The 20,222-nt window shown below is 38.3% G+C and carries 13 protein-coding genes; 7 read left to right on the top strand and 6 right to left on the bottom strand.

Going from position 1 to position 20,222, the window contains the following annotated elements; genetic code table 11:
• Positions 1-411 precede the first annotated feature (411 nt).
• From IGI87_RS13175 to IGI87_RS13160, 4 genes are all read right to left on the bottom strand, one after another.
• On the bottom strand, positions 412-1,398 hold the full coding sequence (locus tag IGI87_RS13175) for a polyprenyl synthetase family protein (protein WP_104854356.1): 987 nt from the start codon (positions 1,396-1,398) through the stop codon (positions 412-414).
• A 37-nt stretch (positions 1,399-1,435) separates the two neighbouring features.
• Positions 1,436-1,993, bottom strand: a complete 558-nt coding sequence (locus tag IGI87_RS13170; protein ID WP_002354743.1) for a Gx transporter family protein — start codon at positions 1,991-1,993, stop codon at positions 1,436-1,438.
• 11 nt (positions 1,994-2,004) lie between these two features.
• The gene (locus IGI87_RS13165; protein WP_104884636.1) at positions 2,005-2,427 is read right to left on the bottom strand and encodes a NusG domain II-containing protein; all 423 of its coding nucleotides are present in this window, start codon (positions 2,425-2,427) and stop codon (positions 2,005-2,007) included.
• 217 nt (positions 2,428-2,644) lie between these two features.
• Positions 2,645-4,591 carry an NAD(P)/FAD-dependent oxidoreductase gene (locus tag IGI87_RS13160; protein WP_104884637.1) on the bottom strand — a complete coding sequence of 649 codons (1,947 nt, stop codon included), beginning with the start codon at positions 4,589-4,591 and terminating at the stop codon, positions 2,645-2,647.
• A gap of 277 nt (positions 4,592-4,868) precedes the next feature.
• On the opposite strand from IGI87_RS13160, the gene pplA reads away from it, so the two are divergent.
• The 6 genes from pplA to IGI87_RS13130 all read left to right on the top strand — a co-directional run bounded on the left by pplA (position 4,869) and on the right by IGI87_RS13130 (position 15,278).
• Complete coding sequence (gene pplA, locus IGI87_RS13155; protein WP_047648933.1) at positions 4,869-5,798, top strand: extracellular electron transfer flavoprotein PplA; 930 nt, start codon at positions 4,869-4,871, stop codon at positions 5,796-5,798.
• Positions 5,799-6,075: 277 nt separating this feature from the next.
• Positions 6,076-7,143 carry an FAD:protein FMN transferase gene (locus tag IGI87_RS13150; RefSeq protein ID WP_104884639.1) on the top strand — a complete coding sequence of 356 codons (1,068 nt, stop codon included), beginning with the start codon at positions 6,076-6,078 and terminating at the stop codon, positions 7,141-7,143.
• 13 nt (positions 7,144-7,156) lie between these two features.
• Positions 7,157-8,104 (top strand): 1,4-dihydroxy-2-naphthoate polyprenyltransferase, encoded by a 948-nt coding sequence (gene menA, locus IGI87_RS13145; RefSeq protein ID WP_104854357.1) that lies wholly within the window; start codon positions 7,157-7,159, stop codon positions 8,102-8,104.
• A gap of 345 nt (positions 8,105-8,449) precedes the next feature.
• Complete coding sequence (locus IGI87_RS13140; RefSeq protein ID WP_438737334.1) at positions 8,450-8,818, top strand: LPXTG cell wall anchor domain-containing protein; 369 nt, start codon at positions 8,450-8,452, stop codon at positions 8,816-8,818.
• Entirely contained in the window at positions 8,799-12,689 is a 3,891-nt protein-coding gene (locus IGI87_RS13135; protein ID WP_104854359.1) for a WxL domain-containing protein, read from the top strand. Before IGI87_RS13140 ends, IGI87_RS13135 begins: the two co-directional genes overlap by 20 nt.
• A gap of 603 nt (positions 12,690-13,292) precedes the next feature.
• Positions 13,293-15,278, top strand: a complete 1,986-nt coding sequence (locus tag IGI87_RS13130) for a pectate lyase-like adhesive domain-containing protein (RefSeq protein ID WP_104854360.1) — start codon at positions 13,293-13,295, stop codon at positions 15,276-15,278.
• A 113-nt stretch (positions 15,279-15,391) separates the two neighbouring features.
• On the opposite strand, the gene IGI87_RS13125 is transcribed toward IGI87_RS13130, so the two are convergent.
• Together IGI87_RS13125 and IGI87_RS13120 are read right to left on the bottom strand one after the other, a co-directional pair.
• Entirely contained in the window at positions 15,392-16,216 is an 825-nt protein-coding gene (locus IGI87_RS13125) for a hypothetical protein (protein ID WP_438737332.1), read from the bottom strand.
• Between the two features lie 224 nt (positions 16,217-16,440).
• On the bottom strand, positions 16,441-17,973 hold the full coding sequence (locus IGI87_RS13120; protein WP_104854362.1) for a helix-turn-helix domain-containing protein: 1,533 nt from the start codon (positions 17,971-17,973) through the stop codon (positions 16,441-16,443).
• A gap of 224 nt (positions 17,974-18,197) precedes the next feature.
• On the opposite strand from IGI87_RS13120, the gene IGI87_RS13115 reads away from it, so the two are divergent.
• The gene (locus IGI87_RS13115) at positions 18,198-20,183 is read left to right on the top strand and encodes a pectate lyase-like adhesive domain-containing protein (RefSeq protein ID WP_104884640.1); all 1,986 of its coding nucleotides are present in this window, start codon (positions 18,198-18,200) and stop codon (positions 20,181-20,183) included.
• Positions 20,184-20,222: the final 39 nt, after the last annotated feature.

Here is a 20,222-nt window from a genome sequence, read left to right as displayed (position 1 = left end):
AGTCGAATAGTAAATAAAAAAAGTAAGCGTATTCTAGCAAGGCATAAATGTGTTATACTACACAAGTAGGAAGTTTATGACGGTGGCAATTTCTCAAAAAAGGGGGACTGCCAATGTTTTTGCTTGTTTGCTCTTTCCCTAGAAAGGAATAGCAGTGACTGTCTTTGAAGCATTGATGCTTGCGATCGCTTTCGCAACGTTAATTGTCAAAATCAGTAATAAAAACGACAAAAAATAAACCCGTCATAATCTTTAGCCAGGATTGACGGGTTTATTTCCTAATTAATTCAGCTACCGTCTTAAACGGTCTACCAGAGAGCGTATATCTAGTACGCTCTCTTCGTGTTTATTATACCAAGGTATCACCTAAAAAGCTAGCTGCTAAATCCTCTTGAGGATTTAGCAGCTTCATTAATTCTCTCTTGTTAAAATCGTTTGTGTAATTTCATACAATTGTTCTTTCGCTTGGACCGTTGTTTCAGGAAGTTTGCTGATTTCTTTCAGCGCTTTTTCCGTGTAATGAGTGGCTAATTGTTGGGCCTTTTCTACGCCACCTAGTTCATGGACAAGACGATAAATTTCCTGGGTTTCTTCATCGGTCAAGGCTTCTTTTTTCATTAAAAGTGGCAACAAGACTTCACGATTAGCTTCAAGTGCATAAATCAAGGGCAAGGAATACACGCCTTGACGCACGTCTTCTAACACGGGTTTGCCGATGGCATCGGCGGTTTGTGTATAGTCTAAAATATCATCAATAATTTGAAAAGCCAGTCCGATATTTTCGCCGATTTCACCACAACGTTTGGCAAAACGTTGGGAGGTGCCACTTTCATAGGCACCGACAAAACAACTTAGCGCAAATAATTCCGCTGTTTTCCCGGAAATATTTTTTAAATATTGGTCAATCGTCACCTCGAAATTATAGCGATTGTCCATTTGGCCCAGCTCACCAGTCAGGACTTTTTCCATACTGCGAGAATTTAATTGAATGCTTTTTAATGAAGAAGAATAATCAGATAAGAGCTTGAAACAGCAAACAAAAAGATAATCGCCTGTATACACGGCTGTGCTATTACCAAAGCGCGAACGCAGTGTTGGCAAGCCACGACGCGTATCAGCTTCATCGACAATATCGTCGTGAACTAACGTGGCGGTATGCAGTAATTCAATGGAAGCCGCTAGCGCTGTCGCCTTTTTAGGGTCCCGCTGTTCACCAAAATAAGAGAACAACAGTTGGTAGGCTGGACGTAGCAATTTGCCGCCAGAGTGAATCATGTCATGGACAGCAGATTGAATCTCTTGATTATCGATTTGAACCGCTTGTTCCATCAAGCGAAGAGTAGTTGTTAATTCTTTTGATAACGTAGGATAGGTATTCCACATAGGATGTATATTCATAAGATGACTCCTTTAATTGTGGCGGACAGGTTTTCAATTAGAAAAATTGACTCCACTTATGTTTCGTTGTTTGTTCATAATTCAGTTGGAATTTTCGTAACGTCTGAACATGTTGTAGTAAATAGTTAGCGGCAATCCCAATGGCAATTCCCGAGAGTAACCCAAACAGAGATAAAAATGGTAAGTACAGCATTGGCGCCCACGAATGAGCAAAGAAAGAGGTCGTTAGCAACTGACCAACGTTGTGTAAGAAACCACCAACGGCACTAATCCCAATAATGCTGACCCGTTTTGGCCCCAGCTGCTTGACGAGCAACATGCCGAAATAACTTAATAAGGCTCCGCTGGCACTATAGAAAAAGGTCGAAAGTGTACCGCCTAGTAATGTCGTTAAAATCAAACGTAAACAGACCAGAAAAAAACTATCACGCTTACGCATGGTGAAAATCGCAATAATGGTAATTAAATTTGCTAGACCGAGCTTTGCCCCAGGAGCAAATGCGAAAGGGTACGGAATCATATTTTCGATTAAACCAATAATGACCCCTTGGGCAACGAGCATAGCAATATAGATATTCTTGTGTAATTTGCTCATAGTTGTCGTGCTTAATAAATTAAGCTACCGTCTTCACTCCCATCAGAAGCTTCCACGGTGATAAACAAATTGTGGGGCAGACAGGCAATCGGGGTTTCACCAGGTTTGGAAATCCAGCCTCGCCGAACATCCACTAAGTCAGCACAGTTGGCTTCCTTCACGCGGATACGATCACCATCTACTTCAATCAGGTTGTAATCACCGTCTTTTGCTTCGTATTTATATGTATAATGCGGGCCGTCCTTTTTTAAGTCAAAGACTTTGATTACTTTGTTGTCTACTTTCAAGACTGCTTGATAGGTAGCCGCTTCTTGACCACGGTTTTGCATGGCAAAAACAACAAGGGGCAGAAAAGAACCAAGAACTAAAACAGCAATAATAATAACGTCCCATGTTTTCAAGCGACTTTTTTTAATAAATTCTTTGACCGTCATTTTCTTCTCTCTCCTTTGGTGTTTTTTTCTTGTCTATCATAACATAATGAACGGAAAAGAAGTATTCTTTTCCAGTTGAGCCACCATATTATATAAAAGAAAATATGTGGGACAAAAGTCATGCTTGACTGCTGTCCCACATACTAAATCCTATGATAGTCAGCTGGAGACATGTGTCTCAGCTTTTGCTCGTAGTTGTCAATCGATAATCGATTGCTTACTTACCGCCGTATCTAGCTTTCGGGGTACCATACCACGCTTTACCAAGTTTGCGTTGAATCCATGGAATTACCCAGCGGTCTAAACCGACAGCACGGCCTGAACCGTTCATCAAAGCAAAAGCGACAAAGATAAACCAGATATTTACCCAATAGAACATGCCAGACAAACAGAAGGCAATTGTTAAACCAATTGTAGCAGCACTTGATAACCAAGTGAATAAACCAGCAATCAATGCTAAAGCAATACATACTTCAACGATTGTCATAAATTTTTGCATGAACAAAGCAACTTCTTGGTTTGGCATCATAAATTTCATTACGCTTTCGAACCATTTAGGCATGTGATCAAACACTTGCATTGGTGTTTCGCCGTAAGCGTAGCTTAAACCAAAGTGCGCTGCTTGTGTTGCCGCATCGGCACCACCGCTTGCCGCCGCATCCGCCGCACCACTTGCCGCAGTTGTTGCTGTATCAGTTGCTTGAGAAGCACCTGTTGTTACTTGTTCTTGTAACCAAGGGAATGGGAACACGACTTTATCTGTGAACCAAGAACCATCACCAAACCAAGTGCTTGGTTTCAAGTAATCGCCGTTGCCGACAATTTTCTTCATTGATTCGACTAACCAAACCATACCATAGAAAACACGTAGCGGAACACTCCACAAGACATTGCCGTAACGAGACGTATGTCCGCGAGCAACAGAACGATCATCTTTAATATGGAAGATTTCGTGCATAATGTATTGGAACATGTAGTAACCAGAACGAATATCAAAGAAGTATTTCAAGTTAACGATATGTTTCATAATGATGGCTAAGAAACCACTCAAATGAATTTTATCGAATAAGTTGGCAACGCCCCATTTCGCGCCGATGGAAACCATGAATCCTTGGTAGTTTCCTTTAAAGGCGTGTTTTTCGCCACCTTTAATATCTGCAACGATGTTGGCAGCCGCCGTATGACCTGTTTGTTCAGCTGCTTGAACGATTTGAGGAGTTGGTGTATTTGGTGTTTCTTCGTAATAAACCAAGTCACCAATGATATAAATGTTTTTGTCTTCGTAGCCTTTTGCTTGCATGTATTCATTCGCAACTAAACGACTACCACGTGCTGCTTCTAAACCAAAGTCAGCGGCATCAGAAGTTGCTTTCACACCAGCTGTCCAGATTAACGTATGCGTTGGTACTTCAGAACCATCTTTTAATTTAATGTGATCTGCTGCAACTTCAACGATTGGTGAGTTCAATAATAATTGAACATTTTTCTTTTCTAGATAACGTTCTGCTTTGGCAGCATCGTTACGAGATAACATGTTTAAGATGGTTGGCATTGCTTCAACAACCATTAATGTAATTTCGTCTGGATCAATTTTGGCATCTTTCGCTAAACGATCTTTCCAGTCGATTAATTCGCCGACCATTTCGATCCCAGTAAAACCAGAACCACAGACAACAAATGTTAACATTGCTTTGCGTACTTCAGCATCTGGTTCGATGGCTGCTTTAGCAACAGTTGCTTCAATGTGATGACGAATTTTCACTGCATCATCAAATGACCATAAGGTGAAACCATTTTCTTTCACGCCTGGTGTTCCAAAGTCGTTTGGCTCGCCGCCCATACCCAGAATTAACTGGTCAAATGGATAAGAACCTGCTAAAGTTTTCACAACTTTGTTTTCTTTGTCGATTCCAGTAACAGTATCTGTTACCAATTTTACGTTTTTCTTGCGTGAGAACAAACGTTGTAAGTCGTATTGAATTGCTTCTGGTTCAACACGTCCGCCTGCTACTTCATGCAATTCGGTCATCATAGTGTGGTAAGAATGGCGATCAATCAACGTGATTGTTACGTCCGTATCTTTTTTAAATTTCTTTGCTAGAAATTTAGTAGCTGAAACGCCAGCATACCCAGCACCTACAACGACAATATTTTGCTTTGTCATTGACAATCCGCTCCTTAATATTGTAAGTAGTAAAATAGTGATAATGATTAATAAGTACACAATCGACTAACATTATATAAGTATTTCACGAATTTGTCTAATATAAATTTTAATTGTCAACAAATTTACTCCGACGATGAGTTTTTGATGAAAAAAAGACCGAAATGTAAATATTTTTAAGGGATGGTCTTGACAACGTTTTTAAAACCATTATAATGTGTAATGTATCACAAACTTTTGATGTTTGTGAAAATCATGAAAGAAAAGGTGACTATCAATGAAAGTGAATAAATTTGTTAAAGGTTTTGCAGCAATTGCATTATCAAGTTTAGTATTAGCAGCATGTGGCGCAGACAAGAAAGACAACACAACGAACTCTTCTAGCGCAGCATCTTCAGAAACGAAAAAATCAACGGAATCATCAGCACCAGCGAAAAAAGTTGCCGGTGGCGATTTAAAAGATGGTACGTATAAATTAGAAGAAAAAAATGAAAAAAATGGTTACCGTGCAGTCTTTGAAATGACTGTAAAAGACGGCAAAATCACTGAATCTAAATATGACAACATCAATGCTGACGGCAAATCTAAAACAGAAGACACTAAGTATGAAGAAAGCATGAAAGCAAAATCTGGTGTTGGACCAAAAGAATACATCAAACAATTAAACGATTCTTTTGTTAAAGCACAAAGCGCAAGCGGTGTGGAAGTAGTAACTGGTGCGACTCACTCATCTGAATCATTCCAAAACTACGCACAACAATTAATCCAAGCAGCCCAAGCTGGTAACACAGACACAATCGAAATCGACAATGGGGCAACATTGAAAGATGGTACGTACTCATTGAAAGAAAAAAATGACTCAAACGGCTACCACACAACATTCTCAATGACTGTGAAAGATGGTAAAGTCACTGAATCTAACTACGATAACGTGAACGCTGACGGCAAATCTAAAAAAGATGACACTGAATACGAAAGCAAAATGAAAGACGTTACTGGCGTTGGACCAAAAGAATATATCGAAACATTAAACAAAGAATTTGTTAAAGCAATGGGCGAAGAAGACGGCTCACCTGCAGGTGTTGAAGTGGTAACTGGTGCAACACACAGCACACATTCATTCATCAACTACGCACAACAATTAGTGAACGCTGCTGAAAAAGGCGACACAACTGAAATCGTTGTTGACAACATCGTAACAAAATAATTAATAATAAATCATTAGGCTGAGACAAAAGCGTTTAACTCCGAGAAATAAGAAGGAGTTGCTTTTGTTCAGCGGATTATCATTTGAGGGGTTGGGAAAAAGTCGGTTGGCTGACTTTCCCGCCCCTTTTTCTTCGCTAGTTCTGTCCATCATTTCACAAATTTTTTTCACAGAAATTTGTGAATTTCCAAGAGAAAGACTTTTCATTTTTTCCAAAAAAGGCTACTATGCAAGAGAACTTATTTTTTAATTAAAGAAGGAAAGAAGAGGGAATCCTATGAAAAAGAAACTTCTGCTCATGGTAAGTGTTCTAGCAGTGCTGTTTGTGGCAGCTGCTTGTTCCTCAAAACCAGAAGCGAAAATTAATACAGAACCATACTCTGATCGTCAAACAATGCTAGGCACCTACGTTCAAATTCGTATCTATGATGATGGTAAAGAAGACGTCTTACCGAAAGCCTTTGCTCGTGTCAAAGAACTAGGCGATAAAATCACAGTTAACCAATCAGGTTCAGAAATTGATGAAATCAACCAAGAAGCAGGCGTGAAACCGGTCAAAGTCTCAGATGACCTGTATCCTTTGTTGAAAAAAGCCTATGAATACAGCAAAGACTCCCGCGGTGGTTTCGACATGGCGATTGGCCCAATCACCTCTATGTGGCACATTGGCTTCGATGATGCCCGCAAACCAAGCCAAGCCGAAATTGATCAAGCCTTGAAACTTGTCGATTACACGAAAGTCAAATTCAACGACAAAGAGCAAACCGTTTACCTTGAAGAAAAAGGCATGCAACTAGATTTAGGCGCAATTGCCAAAGGCTTCATCACCGACGAAGTCGTGAAAGTTCTGAAAGACAACGGCGTTACCACCGCTATCGTCGATTTAGGCGGGAATGTTTACGTCTTAGGACACAGCCCACGTGGCAAAGACATGGACTGGACAGTCGGCATTCAAGACCCGAATAAAGCCCGCAACACCGTTTTAGGTCAAGTTAAAGAAAGCAACAAGACTTTAGTCACATCAGGAATTTATGAACGCTACTTAAAAGTCGATGGCAAAACGTACCACCATCTCTTCGATCGTGAAACTGGCTATCCGTTTGATAACGACATCGCAGGTGTCACCATTATCACCGACAAATCTATCGATGGTGATGGTCTCTCAACGGCCGTCTTCTCAATGGGCGTCAAAAAAGGTCTAGAATACGTCGAAAGTCTGAAAGGAACCGATGCCATTTTCGTCACAAAAGACGACAAAGTCTACATCAGTAAAGATATCGAAGGTAACTTTGAAATTGGCAAAGACTCTGGCTATACGATGGGGAATCGGGCCGATTTGAAATAAGGAGCGACTAAAAATGTCTTTAAATGTGTTTTTAAAAGTAGTGGAAATTCAGACGAAGCTTGCCAGTCTCTTTCCCTTTATTATCGGGGTCTTGTTTTCAATGACCTATTTCGGGGAAGTTCAGTGGGGCAACACGCTGATTTTCTTCATTGGCATGGTGGTCTTTGATATGGCCACTACCGCCATTAATAATTACATGGACTTCAAAAAAGCCAAATCGGACGTCTATAAATATGAAGAAAATATTATCGGACAATCAGGCGTTTCACCACAACTAGTTCGCAACATGATTTTCGCCATGATTGCCTTCACTGCCGTCGTGGGTGCGTACTTAACGGTTCAAACCGGCTGGCTCTTCCTCGTGTTAGGGGGGATTTGCTGCTTCATCGGTATTTTCTACACCTATGGACCGATTCCGTTATCTCGCATGCCCTTAGGAGAAATTTTCAGTGGCTTCACGATGGGCTTAGGCATCTTCGTCTTAACGGTTTACTTGAACGTCGTCACCAATCCACCGTTTTACTTAACGGTCGATTTCGCCAGTGGCGCCTTTCGCTTAGACGGCAATTTCTGGGCAGTGCTTGCGATTGTCGTGGCTTCCTTGCCCTTGGTCTGTTCGATTGCTAACATCATGCTTGCCAACAATTTACGGGACTTAGATACGGATATTGAGAACCACCGTTACACGTTAGTCTATTATATTGGTCGGCCAGCGGGGATTGTGCTCTTTCAAGTCTTAGCGTTAGCTGGTTATCTGGTGATTTTATTCGGCTTCATTAGTGGGATTTATCAATGGCCTGTGTTAATTACGTTTGCCACCTTGCCGATTATTTGGCAAAATCTTCAAACATTTAAACAAGAATTGCCACAGCCGAAAAGTTTCCGTCATTCGATTAAAAACTTACTGGTTTTCAATGGCACCTATGCCTTGGGGCTATTAATTAGCGCCTTGATTAGTTAAAAACTTTGATAAGAACGTGTTTTTTTTCAATTGATTTTTTAAATAATTAAAAGAAAAGCTCAAAATGTAAGTGTTTATTACTTATATTTTGAGCTTTTCTCGTTAAAAAGAGAAGATGTTTAACTTTTTATGAAGCAAATTTAGAAAAAATGAGTTAAAAACAGCATATTTTAGCCCTGATTATTAAATAACAGCTGGCTAAACCTTGATAGAACAACAACTTGCAAAATTTTCGCATTGAGTGTGTAAAATTCGTTAATTTCTCTAGAGGCTTTCTTTGTTATTATAGAGGTGTGAAAAAAGGTTGTATGACATGTTGAGCATTAATTAAAAGGAGGTTTTTCAATGAAAAAAAAGCGTTATTTATTTCTTGTGTGCCTACTATTTTCCCCTAGTTTTTTTATAAATGTTGAAGCGTCTGATGGTGGTTCTAGTTCGGTGGGGGTCGAATTTTACAAACAGGCACCCTCGCAAGAAGCTCCGCAAGAGCCCTCACCGAAAACAGACGCACCAGATCCGAGTCCCAAGGGGAAAGCACGGGGACTATCTGGTACCAATCAAGGGCAGCAAGGAGCAACGACTACCGCTGCTAAGCAACTCCCACGAACAGGGAGTTTGCAGCAAGCAAATTTAAGCATTCTCGGCTTAGCCATAATTGGCTTGGTGGGAATGGTACATAGAAAGAGGGGACGACATGAAACAGATCCGATTTAAGCACTTAGCGACCTTGGGTGTCTGTTGCTCCCTATTTAGCAATTCACTGGCGGGCGTTACCGCCGTGGCGGAGACCATGACGATTGAAAGTAGCCCGACTGCGGCTAGTCATGAGCAGACAGCAAGTACCAAAGAGTCGGCAGAAACCGAAGTGAAAGAAACACAGACGACTGAAACGAGTGAAGCACCGACGAAAGAGAGTCAAGAGGAGCAAGAAAACGGTGCGGTAGAGGTGAAGAAAGAGGAACAAAGTAAGGAAGAAGTTGTTGAAGATGGAAAAAAAGAAGCAGAAGAAACACAAGAATCGGAAACAGCGCCTGTTTTAACACAACCAATGCCTTTGAGTGGTATTGGAACAAAAGCTGGGAATATGGATACTTACTATCAGCAAATCGAGACTGTTAGAGCTAGCATTCTTAATAATAAAAGTGCAATCAGTCAAGCTTTCCCTGGTGCTAGGATTGGCTTCAAAATCAAATCTTTAGATGGAATAAACTTGGATATAGCAGATTTTGATTTAGATGTAACGATGAAACTCGGAAGAGAAACAAACGGAACTTGGACTTGGGGAGCGGATTCTGCAGTTCCTACAGAAAAAGCAATAAATAGTTTAGATGTATTAACGCCATCAAAAACTTTATCTGTAGCTGTTAGACCTTCAACGGTAATAAGTGACGCGATTATGTATTTTATGAGAGAACCTCAATTAACGGTACCTAAATATGTAGAATCAGTGGAGTTTGTGGATAATCCTCAATTAATTACACTAGAAGCAGCTTGGAATGGTTTAACAAAACCTCGTGAGATGGATTTTTTAAAAACATCAAAGGTTAATGATACGTTATATAAACTTTCGGCACCGTGGCCTAGCGCTTACGGTGGGATAAAACCTCAACTTTTTAACTATACAACAATTGGCATCGTATATACATCTATGTCAAATTATGCTACTAGTTTCGGCGCAATGTTTCCAAACAAGGATTTTACTTTAGGCATTACTAATCGCAAAGTCACCGAATCCTTCAAAAACCCAGCAGGCGCAATCATTCCGCCGCCACCGAACTTTGAAGAAGGACGGAAAACCAGTATCACCAACAATGACTTTACCTATACCCAAAGTGGCACCTTACCAAAAAGCTACAAAGGTACTGACGGCAAAACTTACGTCTTAAAAGGCTGGTACAAAGGGAAAACCAAACCAGATACGTTAAGCACAGGGACACCAGCCTATAAAGTCACCTATGATGATAACGATGACTTGAATGTGGTGTATGAAGAAGTAAAAACCAAAGCATACACACTGCCAAGTAAAGAAATCTCTTTCGGCTATGTTGGTGAAAAAGGAGAATTAGTCAATCCAGCCGACTTTACTATCGAAGCTGAATTAGGCGAAAGCGATGAAACAGAAACCACTGTTTTATCAAAAATTCATGCTACGGATGATGCGAGTAACATGCTAAAAAAACTTGCCATTCCTGGGAAATCGTACACGATTCCAGAGGGTGGTATTAAAACATATGGCACTCGCTATGTGAATCACACTATTCCTAAATATTATAAAACAATGTCGATTACTCCAACCGCTACTTATACAGGTGATAAGACAAAATATCCTGTAGCAGACGAAGTACGTAAAACTATTGACGTTCCGAATGACATTGCCAGCACAGTTAGTGGCACAACATCTTATCGTTTAACAACAAATGGTATAGTTTTTGGGACTCGGCGATTAGCTTGGGCATGGGATTCGAATAAAACAGCGTATGCAATGGGCATCTATTCTGGAGTGGTTGGCAATAACTACAACTTAGCAACACCAGATAAAACCATTTATTACTATTTAGAAAACCGCCGTGTTACCGAGAACTTCGTCGATAACACGGGTACTAAAATCACGCCACCAACTGGCTTCACCCAAGGCAAACAAACCGTGATTGATAGTAGCACGTACACCTTTAAACAAAGTGGCACCTTACCTGATAGCTACAAAGTTGGCACAAAAACATATAAATTTAAAGGGTGGTATAAAGGCACAGACAAAACCAAAATTCAGACAACGAAAGCACCAAGTTATGCAGTGACGTTTGATGATAAGGATGATCTGAATGTGGTGTATGAGGTGGACACGACTAAAGACTATAATTTCCCAAGTAAGACTGTGAATTTCCAATTTGTCAATGAAGCTGGGACGATTATATCGCCAACACCTTTTACAATTACAACTGATTTACAACAAGAAATTAATTCTACTTATACAAAGCTTGGATCAATTACTGGAGCTAATTCAGGAAATACCAAACAGGTAACGATTCCCGCCAAAACAATCAGAGCAGATGTATCTTTAGGTGGCGTGAATAGTTATGGAACAACCAATACAAGAATCACTATTCCAAAATTTTATGAAAATATCTCTGTCTACACGGGAAGTGCTTATACACAAGCTACGTTGAATCGTTATTCAACTGCAGATAATACATTAATCGGTAACCCAGCCAGTAATGCGCCATTGTATTACGGACTAAACAAAATGACAGCGACACAATTTAAAGTGAATGAGTTTGATACGACTACTACAATTCCAGAACAATCGAAGTATTTGTATAATCGATTGTATGTATCAAGTGCACCCAATTTATTTAATTCCTATTACACACCAGTAGGAACAATTTACTACCAATTAACCAATCGCAAAGTCACCGAAAACTTTGTTGATGCTAGCGGTGCCAAATTACCAAGTGCACCAACTGGCTTCACCCAAGGCAACCAGATTCCGATGACTAGCGACACCTTCAAGTATACGAGCGCAAAAGCTTTACCAGCTAGTTATTCAGCAGGTGGTAAAACCTACGTCTTTCAAGGCTGGTACAAAGGCAAAACGAAACCGAATACGTTGACAACAAGTACTACGCCAACGTATAACACCACTTTTGATGACAATGATGACTTGAATGTGGTCTATGAAGAAGGTACAGCCAGTGTTGCGGCTTCACTAAAAGGAATGGTCACAGTGATGCCAAGTGGTGGCAACCAGATGTGGAATATGACGATTAAGAACACTGGGACAGCCCCGTTAACTGATCTGAAAATCACACCAACCGCGAACTGGTCAAAAGGGCTAGCGAACCCTAAACAATTAAGTGTTCGCTTAGGTTCTGGACCGAATCAACTTGTTTCAGTTACAGCAGAATCATGGGCAAACGGTGCAAATTTAGGTGTTGAGGTGCCTGTAGGTGGGACCTTGACAGTCAGTATGACAACACTTGCTACTGGAAAACCAATGGAAGTACTACAAGCTGAAGTCGCTTTATCAGGCAATATGCCAACGACGACTGTTTCCGATACCGTTCGAATCGAAGGGGCGGATCAAGAAGTGACTGATCCAGTTGGTGAAGGCTTTATCAGCTTACCAACATTTGATTTCGGTCAAGTGGGCATTGCTGGTGCTACGACACAACATGGCTTGAAGAAAGCAGCTGATTATTATGGCAACGGTACCCGTAATCCGTTTGTTCGAATTAAAAAATCACAACCGAATTGGTCACTGACCGCTCAATTATCACAACCGAAGTCAGCGAAAGACAGCTTGCCGACTGCGACAAGGTTATTACTAGGTCAAGCGGCTGTTTCAAAAGTTGATAACTACAACTTAGTAACGGAAATGCTGAATCCAGTGGGCACGACACCAACCCTTAGTTTAACTGCCAATAATTCGGTCACGAATGTGATTACCAATAAACAATTCACAGGCAATGATGTCTATAATTTGGACTTCAATTTCAATAACGTTAAACTCGAAGTTCCTGCTAATCAAGGGACGAAAGGCGAGCAATACAATGCCACTGTTACGTGGAATTTAGTAACAGGGCCGTAATAAGTAGTGACAACTAACAGCAACAACTTTTAATTAGGGATTTTCTGAGGTTGGTTTCATAAGCTTACCAATGAAACCAACCTCAGATTATTTAATAGTTCTTGTTCTTCCTCGGCCCAGACAGCGAGGGGTAGAACAAGAGCGTTGGCTATCTGGTTCCTTGAAATCCAGAAGTACTCTCCTAGAACGAACCAGCTTTCAGAGAGGATAGCCAACCGAACACGCCCCAGAGTGGTTTCCTCTCTGGGGCGTGTTTTTTTAAGGGCATGATTTTACAGGTAACGTCACAATAATGTATGAATTTATTCGTTTTTTGGACAGAGTGTGCTATAACGGAAGCGAAAAGAGAGAGGCACTAACATATCTCTCTAGTATAGAGCCGTTTAAGCCGGTGATCTTTTGAATTATTTTTTATTGTCATTTTTAAATCAGTGTATCGATTTTAAGATAGTCAGAAAAGGCAAATCCTTCAAATTAATTCTAGACCAGAGAAAAAATTAGAACTAATTTGAAGAAATAAGGTATGATACGATTATTTTGAATTAGATTACAACGGTTATTTAACTGAATTGTTTAATAGCGGCGTCAACGGGAGGTTAGAATATGAAGAATCCAACCAAAAAAATTTATAGTGTCATCACTCTTTTACTGTTGGGAGTTATAGGAGGCTACCAAAGTAATAGGGAAGTCGCTTTTGCTGAAGATCACGTACTAACAGTGGCCTCTGATAAAAATGATCAACTGGATAAGACAACCAGCGAAACTGTGGAATCTGGGCAATCTCAACAGAGTTTAACATCATCTGAAAAAGAAACGCCTGCCACAACAAGTACGAAAGAGCCTGCAATAACTGAAAAAGAAGACCAGCAAACTGCTGAAGAGCGTGTAAGTCAGAGTCATACAACTGTCAGCACTTATTCAGAGTTTAAAGCAGCTTTACTCAATGCCGACATTCAACAAATTTCTATAGAGAAAGACATTAAAATCCAGGAATCATTTAATTTTGTGGGGAGTAAAAAAATTATAGGAAATGGTCATACTATTGATGTTAATTTTCAAAGTATTGGGGTGGCTTTAAGTAATGCTGTCTGCGACATCGAAGAAGTTCACTTGATAAATCAGCCGATTTACTCATTCTTTTGGTCTGAGTATCCCGGGGTTATCGTTAATTATAAAAATGTGACTTCTTCGGGGAATCAATTTATTTATTTAGCAGCTGGAACAGCTAATCTTAGCGGAACTATCGAAGCTAGTGCTAGTTTAGAAGAAGTTTTTCAGGGAAAACAGCTGAATATCGCTAAAGATGCTAAGATCATGTTTGAAGATACTGCAAGTGCTGTTGCCATCGCCACGAATGACGGTGTAACTGTAGGAGAAAAGGCAAATTTAACTGTTCACGCGAAAGGTCTAGGACTACTTATGTCGAATAATGACGGGGAAATTGATCTTTATGGCAAAGCGGAAATTACGTCTGCGATGGATTCTGCTATTCGTAGTGTTGCGAATAACGGCACTTTAGTGGTGCAAAATGAGGCTGAATTAAGTGTGAGCTCTAAAAGAACAGAGGAAGAAGCTATTTTGATGTATAACGGTTCTATAATAGTTAAAGCCAACGGCACCTTAGTAGCAACTTCAGAAGGGATACAATCCACAGTGCAAACAGGGAATCAATTGGCTTTACAAGAAGGAGCAAATTTTTTGATAGCAAACAGCAAAGGGAACGCTTTAGGTGCCTGGGCACAAAAAACGGCCGTAACACTTGCCTCTCCTCAAGGAATAAATACTTGGAATCTTGGGAAGAGTGGTTTAGAAAATCCGGATACTAGTTACTCGGGACCTTTATCAGCAAGTTTTTCTTTAGATACGTATACACCCGAACAGCATACATTAGATTTAAAATCAGATAATCTAACATTTAAAAATACTTTTGATTCTGGAAAAATTGGGAAAATCACAGGAGGCAGGTTTTCAAAGAAAAAAGAACTTGCTCCAACAACAATCGACCCATTGACTACGGAAAGTACACAAGTTAGTGGAACCGCCGAACCAGAGGCCGCAATTGATATAAAAGTAGACAATAAGGTTATTGCTAGTGGGAAAGTGGATAAACAAGGCAAGTATCAATTGGCGGTACCCAAGCTAAAAGAAGGAGTAAAAGTTGTTGCTGTAGCGATGCGTTGGAATTTAAGCGCTGTAGCTAGTACAGTCGTTCAATACGCCGGTCCACAGGTCATTCTACCATCTGAAATCAGTTTTGGAACCCAAGAAATTCCAGCTGTAGATGCAGAAGTTAAACCGACGAATGAGCAAGAAATTAAAGTTTTGGATAACAGTAAAAAGGGCTGGTCAATCTGTCTTCGCGAGGAGTTGCCACTGAAAAAAACTGCTGGCGCGTTACTTTTGAATCGATTAAGTATAGAGTATAACGGACATACTTACCGAATTAATTCACAAAATCAACCAGTGTTGAAAGGAGAAGGGGATCTGCAAATGAAACTTGCAGATTGTCTACGGCTGTCCTTGCACCCTATAGATACATGCGGTTTATATAAGGGGGAACTAGTGTGGACTATTATGAGTGGCCCTTAATAATATGGCAAAATGCCCATTAGCCTCAATAGATGTTCGGGTTTATTTTTATAATACGCCAGATTTTAAGCGTGGACCAAAAGTTCATAATGACTTTTGGCCCACGCTTTTTTTTATTTTATGTCATTGGCTTGAATGACAAACAAGGACTCGCCATCCCCCATGTCTGTTGGCGTATTCCATTCACCATCTACTAATTCAATATTTTTGATACCTAATTTTTTAAACGCTTCTAACGTATACGTCCAGCCCACGATTTTTTCATCGGAATATTTTTCATACTTCTTGTCTTGTCCTAAGTTGACAATACTTGGATTAACACCTAATTCTTTAAAAAATTCTGTTTGCCAATTATATCCACGTCGAGCATTCGCTTCATACTCTTTTTGTTCTTCTTTGGTACGTTCTTCCATACCTTCTATCGGCTCAGTGGGATCACCTTCACCACCATGAAACCCAATGATAGAGTCTTTATGCAAGTAAACTTTCTTACCAGCAGTAAAAATATAATTTGCTGCGGATGAAAAAACAGTGCCTGTTACTTCTACGTCTAAATTGTTTTTATGGACAAATTCACCGAAACTCATTCCCAGCAGTGTGACGCCTCCAGGCGATTCTAATTTCAATCTAGTCACTTTGGGATTCTCTTTATAGAGTTTTTCTAATTTCACCAAACCACTATAGTACAAAGCGCCCTTATAAACGAGGGCATCCCCCTCCACCTTTACTTCTGGTCTTTCATAATCGATTTCTTCCATCATTTCATCAATTTCTTTTCCTTCTTGTGCAGTTAATCGTTCGAAACTTTTATCATTTTTCGCATCTTTAGTCGTGCTCGCAGTAGTAGGCGTCGTTGTTTGATTTGTTTCATTTTGTTTCGTGCATGCTGTTAACCCGATGACGAAAAACAACCCCAATAATACAATCGGTTTTTTCATTAAAATTTCCTCCTTGATTGACGGATACCCGAATTAAAAATAGCCATCATGTTCTCTCTGCAAGAGCGTCAGTGTCTCTGTTTTCGTTATAGTGTAAGTATAATATGTTTTGCTTTATTTATAAAAAATAAAAAACTTTCATAAAATTTCTGAATAAAGAAATTTTATGAAAGTCATTTTTAAAACAACTAAAGGGAACGTTGAGAACAAATTTTCAAGGTCGACTAAACGCAATAATCAATATTTAACGTGTGCAGTTTTCCAACCTCACGTTTTTCCCAACGGTACTTATTGATGCAATTAATCAAATCAATCCAAGTATCAGGATTATTTGGTGAATTGAAATAAAATATTTTTGTTTCTGGTAAATCTCCCTCATAGGAATCAGTAATAAGAATATCTATGTCATACGGATCGTTAGAATAGACATAAGCTTTTTCAGGGAAGAAATCTTTTAAAATTTTTTTGATTGCTTGTGATAAATAAAGATTTGTCGATGTTTGGACACATATTTTGACTGGGTCAGGTTGCTCAATCAAATAAAGCATCCAAACCAGTATCTGTATAAATAATTGGTTATTGAAATCAAATTTTAAAAGATCAGATTGTTCTAGGATGAACCTTTTTAGGTTCTCCTTTAAATTGCCATATTTTAAAGAAGTCTCTGTTAATTGTTTTGGGTTGATATTGTAATTTATGATAGCCGATATATCAATTTTTATATGTTTAATGAATATGATTATTAGAGTCAAAATATAATATATTTCAATGTAATCAGAATGGGTCACTTGTAAGTTAAAAAATTTTTTTAAATTAGATATAAAAGTTTTTACCGTTTCCGAAATTTGTAAATCAGAGGCCAAATAATCATTTACGACTTTTTCTTTATATTTAAAAGAATAGGCATCATACAATAAGATTTTTAAAAAAAAATCGATAAAGACTTTTTCTTTAGACAGTACATTGGAATCAAATTTTTCTTCAATCTCTTTAGCAAAAGTTAAATTATTTTGATACAAAAATTTGGTATCTATGTAGAATTTATCTGGTAAATCAACTGGTTTTCTGTCTAGTAATATACGTTTTAAGTTAATGTATTGAATTATTTTTAGTCGTATTTCCACGGATCGGGTTGTTTGAATAGGTAAATTTAGAGAATTTTTCAAGGCTGTAGTATCAAAATAGATTTCTGGAACAGAAGTAAATTTTTTTAACGTGTGTTTTTTTCTGAATAAAGACCAGCCTAAAAAATAAATAGCTATTCTGATCCCTTGTTCATCACCGATAAAATTATCTAAAGATTTTCCAAATTTTATTTTAACATTGTACGGTTTAAGCGTTAGATTGATTTTATTTATTATTGTATATAAGTTTGAAGAACTCATGTTTAGTTTTAGCGCTAACTGATTCGCTGAATAGAATTTATTTTGTAACAATTCGAAAAGAACGCTATAGGCATTACTTTCTTCGATATACTTATTTCGAATAGAGTCTATGATGTAATCCACAGCATAGTTTTTTTTGTTTTCTATTGTATAAATTTCAGATTGAGCAACTTCTTGAATATTGATAACTTCCTTTGGAAAAATATCGTGGAGATCTTCCTCTAAGTCATTTATATATCGTAGTAAGGTTCTTCTGGTTCTGGGTTGGTCATTCAGAATTTTATTCAAAGGAAGCCCTTCAGCAGAAAATAATAAATTTTTTAAGATAGTTAGTTTATTCATACTTCTTTTTGATAAAAAAATATTTCCCATAATTTATTATGTTCCTTTCTATATATATAAAATTTAGTTTTATTAAAGTGCTCGTTCATACTAACACAATTGTTATTTTTTGAGAACGGATTTTATATCGATTTTTTACAAACTTATGGCTGTAAAAAAGCCATTAATTAATAAAAAAATGCTTACATATTTGTTATTATTTCATTGTAAATGTTTACTTAAAAAATTTTTATATGGAAAGGGAGAGGTTTTTTATGAAAAAGGTTAGGCTATTTTGTGCGACAGCTATGTTAGCGCTAATGGTAAATTCATCGGTAAGTTATGCACAGGAGAATATGAATGTCGGAGTTGACGATAGACAAGTTGAGAACGTGACGCAACGGTTGGTTGTAAGTACTTTTGAGGAATTGAAAGCGGCGTTGTCAGAGAATAATGGCATTACACAAGTAGAATTGGGAGCGGATATTGAAATTACAAACGGAATTTCTATTAATCCAAACAAAAAATCTGTCATTATTGATGGAGCGGGTCACACATTAAAAGAGAAAAGAAAAGGGGCCCATGGCACGATTTATATTTCCAAAAATAATACTACAAATGATGTTTCTTTAAAAAATTTGGTTATAGAAGGACTTAATTATTACGGACCGGTGAATGTTGATGACGCAGTTAAAGGTGTTACTCTTAACTATGAAAATGTTATTTATAGAGGCCCTCAATTGGTTCATAACGTTCATGGATATGCGAAATTCACAGGGAATAACACTATTAATATTCACAAAAATTCAACTAATTCAGATGTAGCCCAAGAATTATTTGAAGGGTTAGGTTTTGATATTTCGGGTGAATTTACGTTAGTTCACGAAGGAAAAACGGATTCAGCCTTTTGGTTTGGATTAGGAAATGACCATCGACCATACTTAAATATTGCAGATAATGCTAAAGTGCAGATGGATATCCTATATAACACCTTATTTTATGTCGATCATGCTGCTACGAAACCTTTGGATATTACTATCGGAAAAGATGCTAAGTTTGATGTTAACACTCAAAGAGAATTGTTTAGGTTAGGCCATGCTGGTAATGTAAAATTCCTTGAAAATTCTATGACAAATATTTTAAGAAATTATAGCAATAATAAAATAGCTACTCTTAAATTAAACAATAGTAGTTTTGACGTAGAGCCAACTGCAAGCTTAAATATTTTACATGAAGCGAATGTACAAGCTCCTATCTTCAAATCAGAAAATAATTCTTCAATAATGTTCAATAAAGCTAAAAATATAGAATTAAAAACTTCACCAGGATACAAGGTTTTTGATGCTAAGAAAACAACATTAGATGTGGTTACTGACAATTTGAAGTCTTGGTATAACAATGCTACTGAAGTTCCAGATTATCAAAATACGAATCTGTTAGAAGCAACTATTGCTATTAATGGCAATACAACAGAATTAGTGCAAAGTAACCAATTAGACATTTTGGACCATTGGAATATTCCGGCAACTAATCACTTAGTATTAAATGGTTCAGAAGAAAAGATTGAAACACCTATTTTAAATTCAATTACGGATCAAGATGTGCAGTTGACTGGAACAGGAATTCCTGGAAATAAAATTATTCTTTCTGTTGCAGGTGTTCAAATAGGTGAAACAGTCGTGGATTCTGTCGGTAAATGGGTATGCCCTTTGAAGGATAAATTGACGGCAGGGGCAATTGTAGAAGCGGTTCAAACAGATGGCCATTTAGTTTCAGAGGCGGTGAAACAAGAAGTTCAACATTTAGATGCAAAAACTGAAAACATGTTTGCCCTAGGCTATTGGCAAGATTATGGAATGATTCTAGAAGGATTAATAGATAATAAAGAGTGGGACTTGTCAAATACAGACAATATTCACAAATTTATAAACCTAATTGCAGAAAACGGCGACACAGCGTTAAAAGTAGATGCTGCAAATACTAATTGGTTTGGCGATCCATCAAGATTTAACGGCTACCAAGCTATTTTAACCAATGAAAGTTTAGCCTCTCTTCCAGAGGGAAAATACAAAGTTCAAGTAGGGATTACAGGACCGTCTATTGATGAGAAACAAGATCTGATTTCCCAAAGTAATCAAGAAGTTAAGAGAGAAACGACACCGTACAGAAATAAATTTGATGAAATAGATGCCCGAACAGTTTCTGGGAAAAATATTTCAACTGCAGTTCAAGATGGTCAGTGCTTTATTGTGATTGAGTAACCGCAGTATTGTTTAGTGCGAAAGGTGCGGGTGCCTTCA

The organism is Enterococcus sp. DIV1444a (assembly GCF_051712125.1).
Lineage (GTDB): Bacteria > Bacillota > Bacilli > Lactobacillales > Enterococcaceae > Enterococcus > Enterococcus faecalis.
This window is presented reverse-complemented; position numbering and strand designations above follow the sequence as displayed.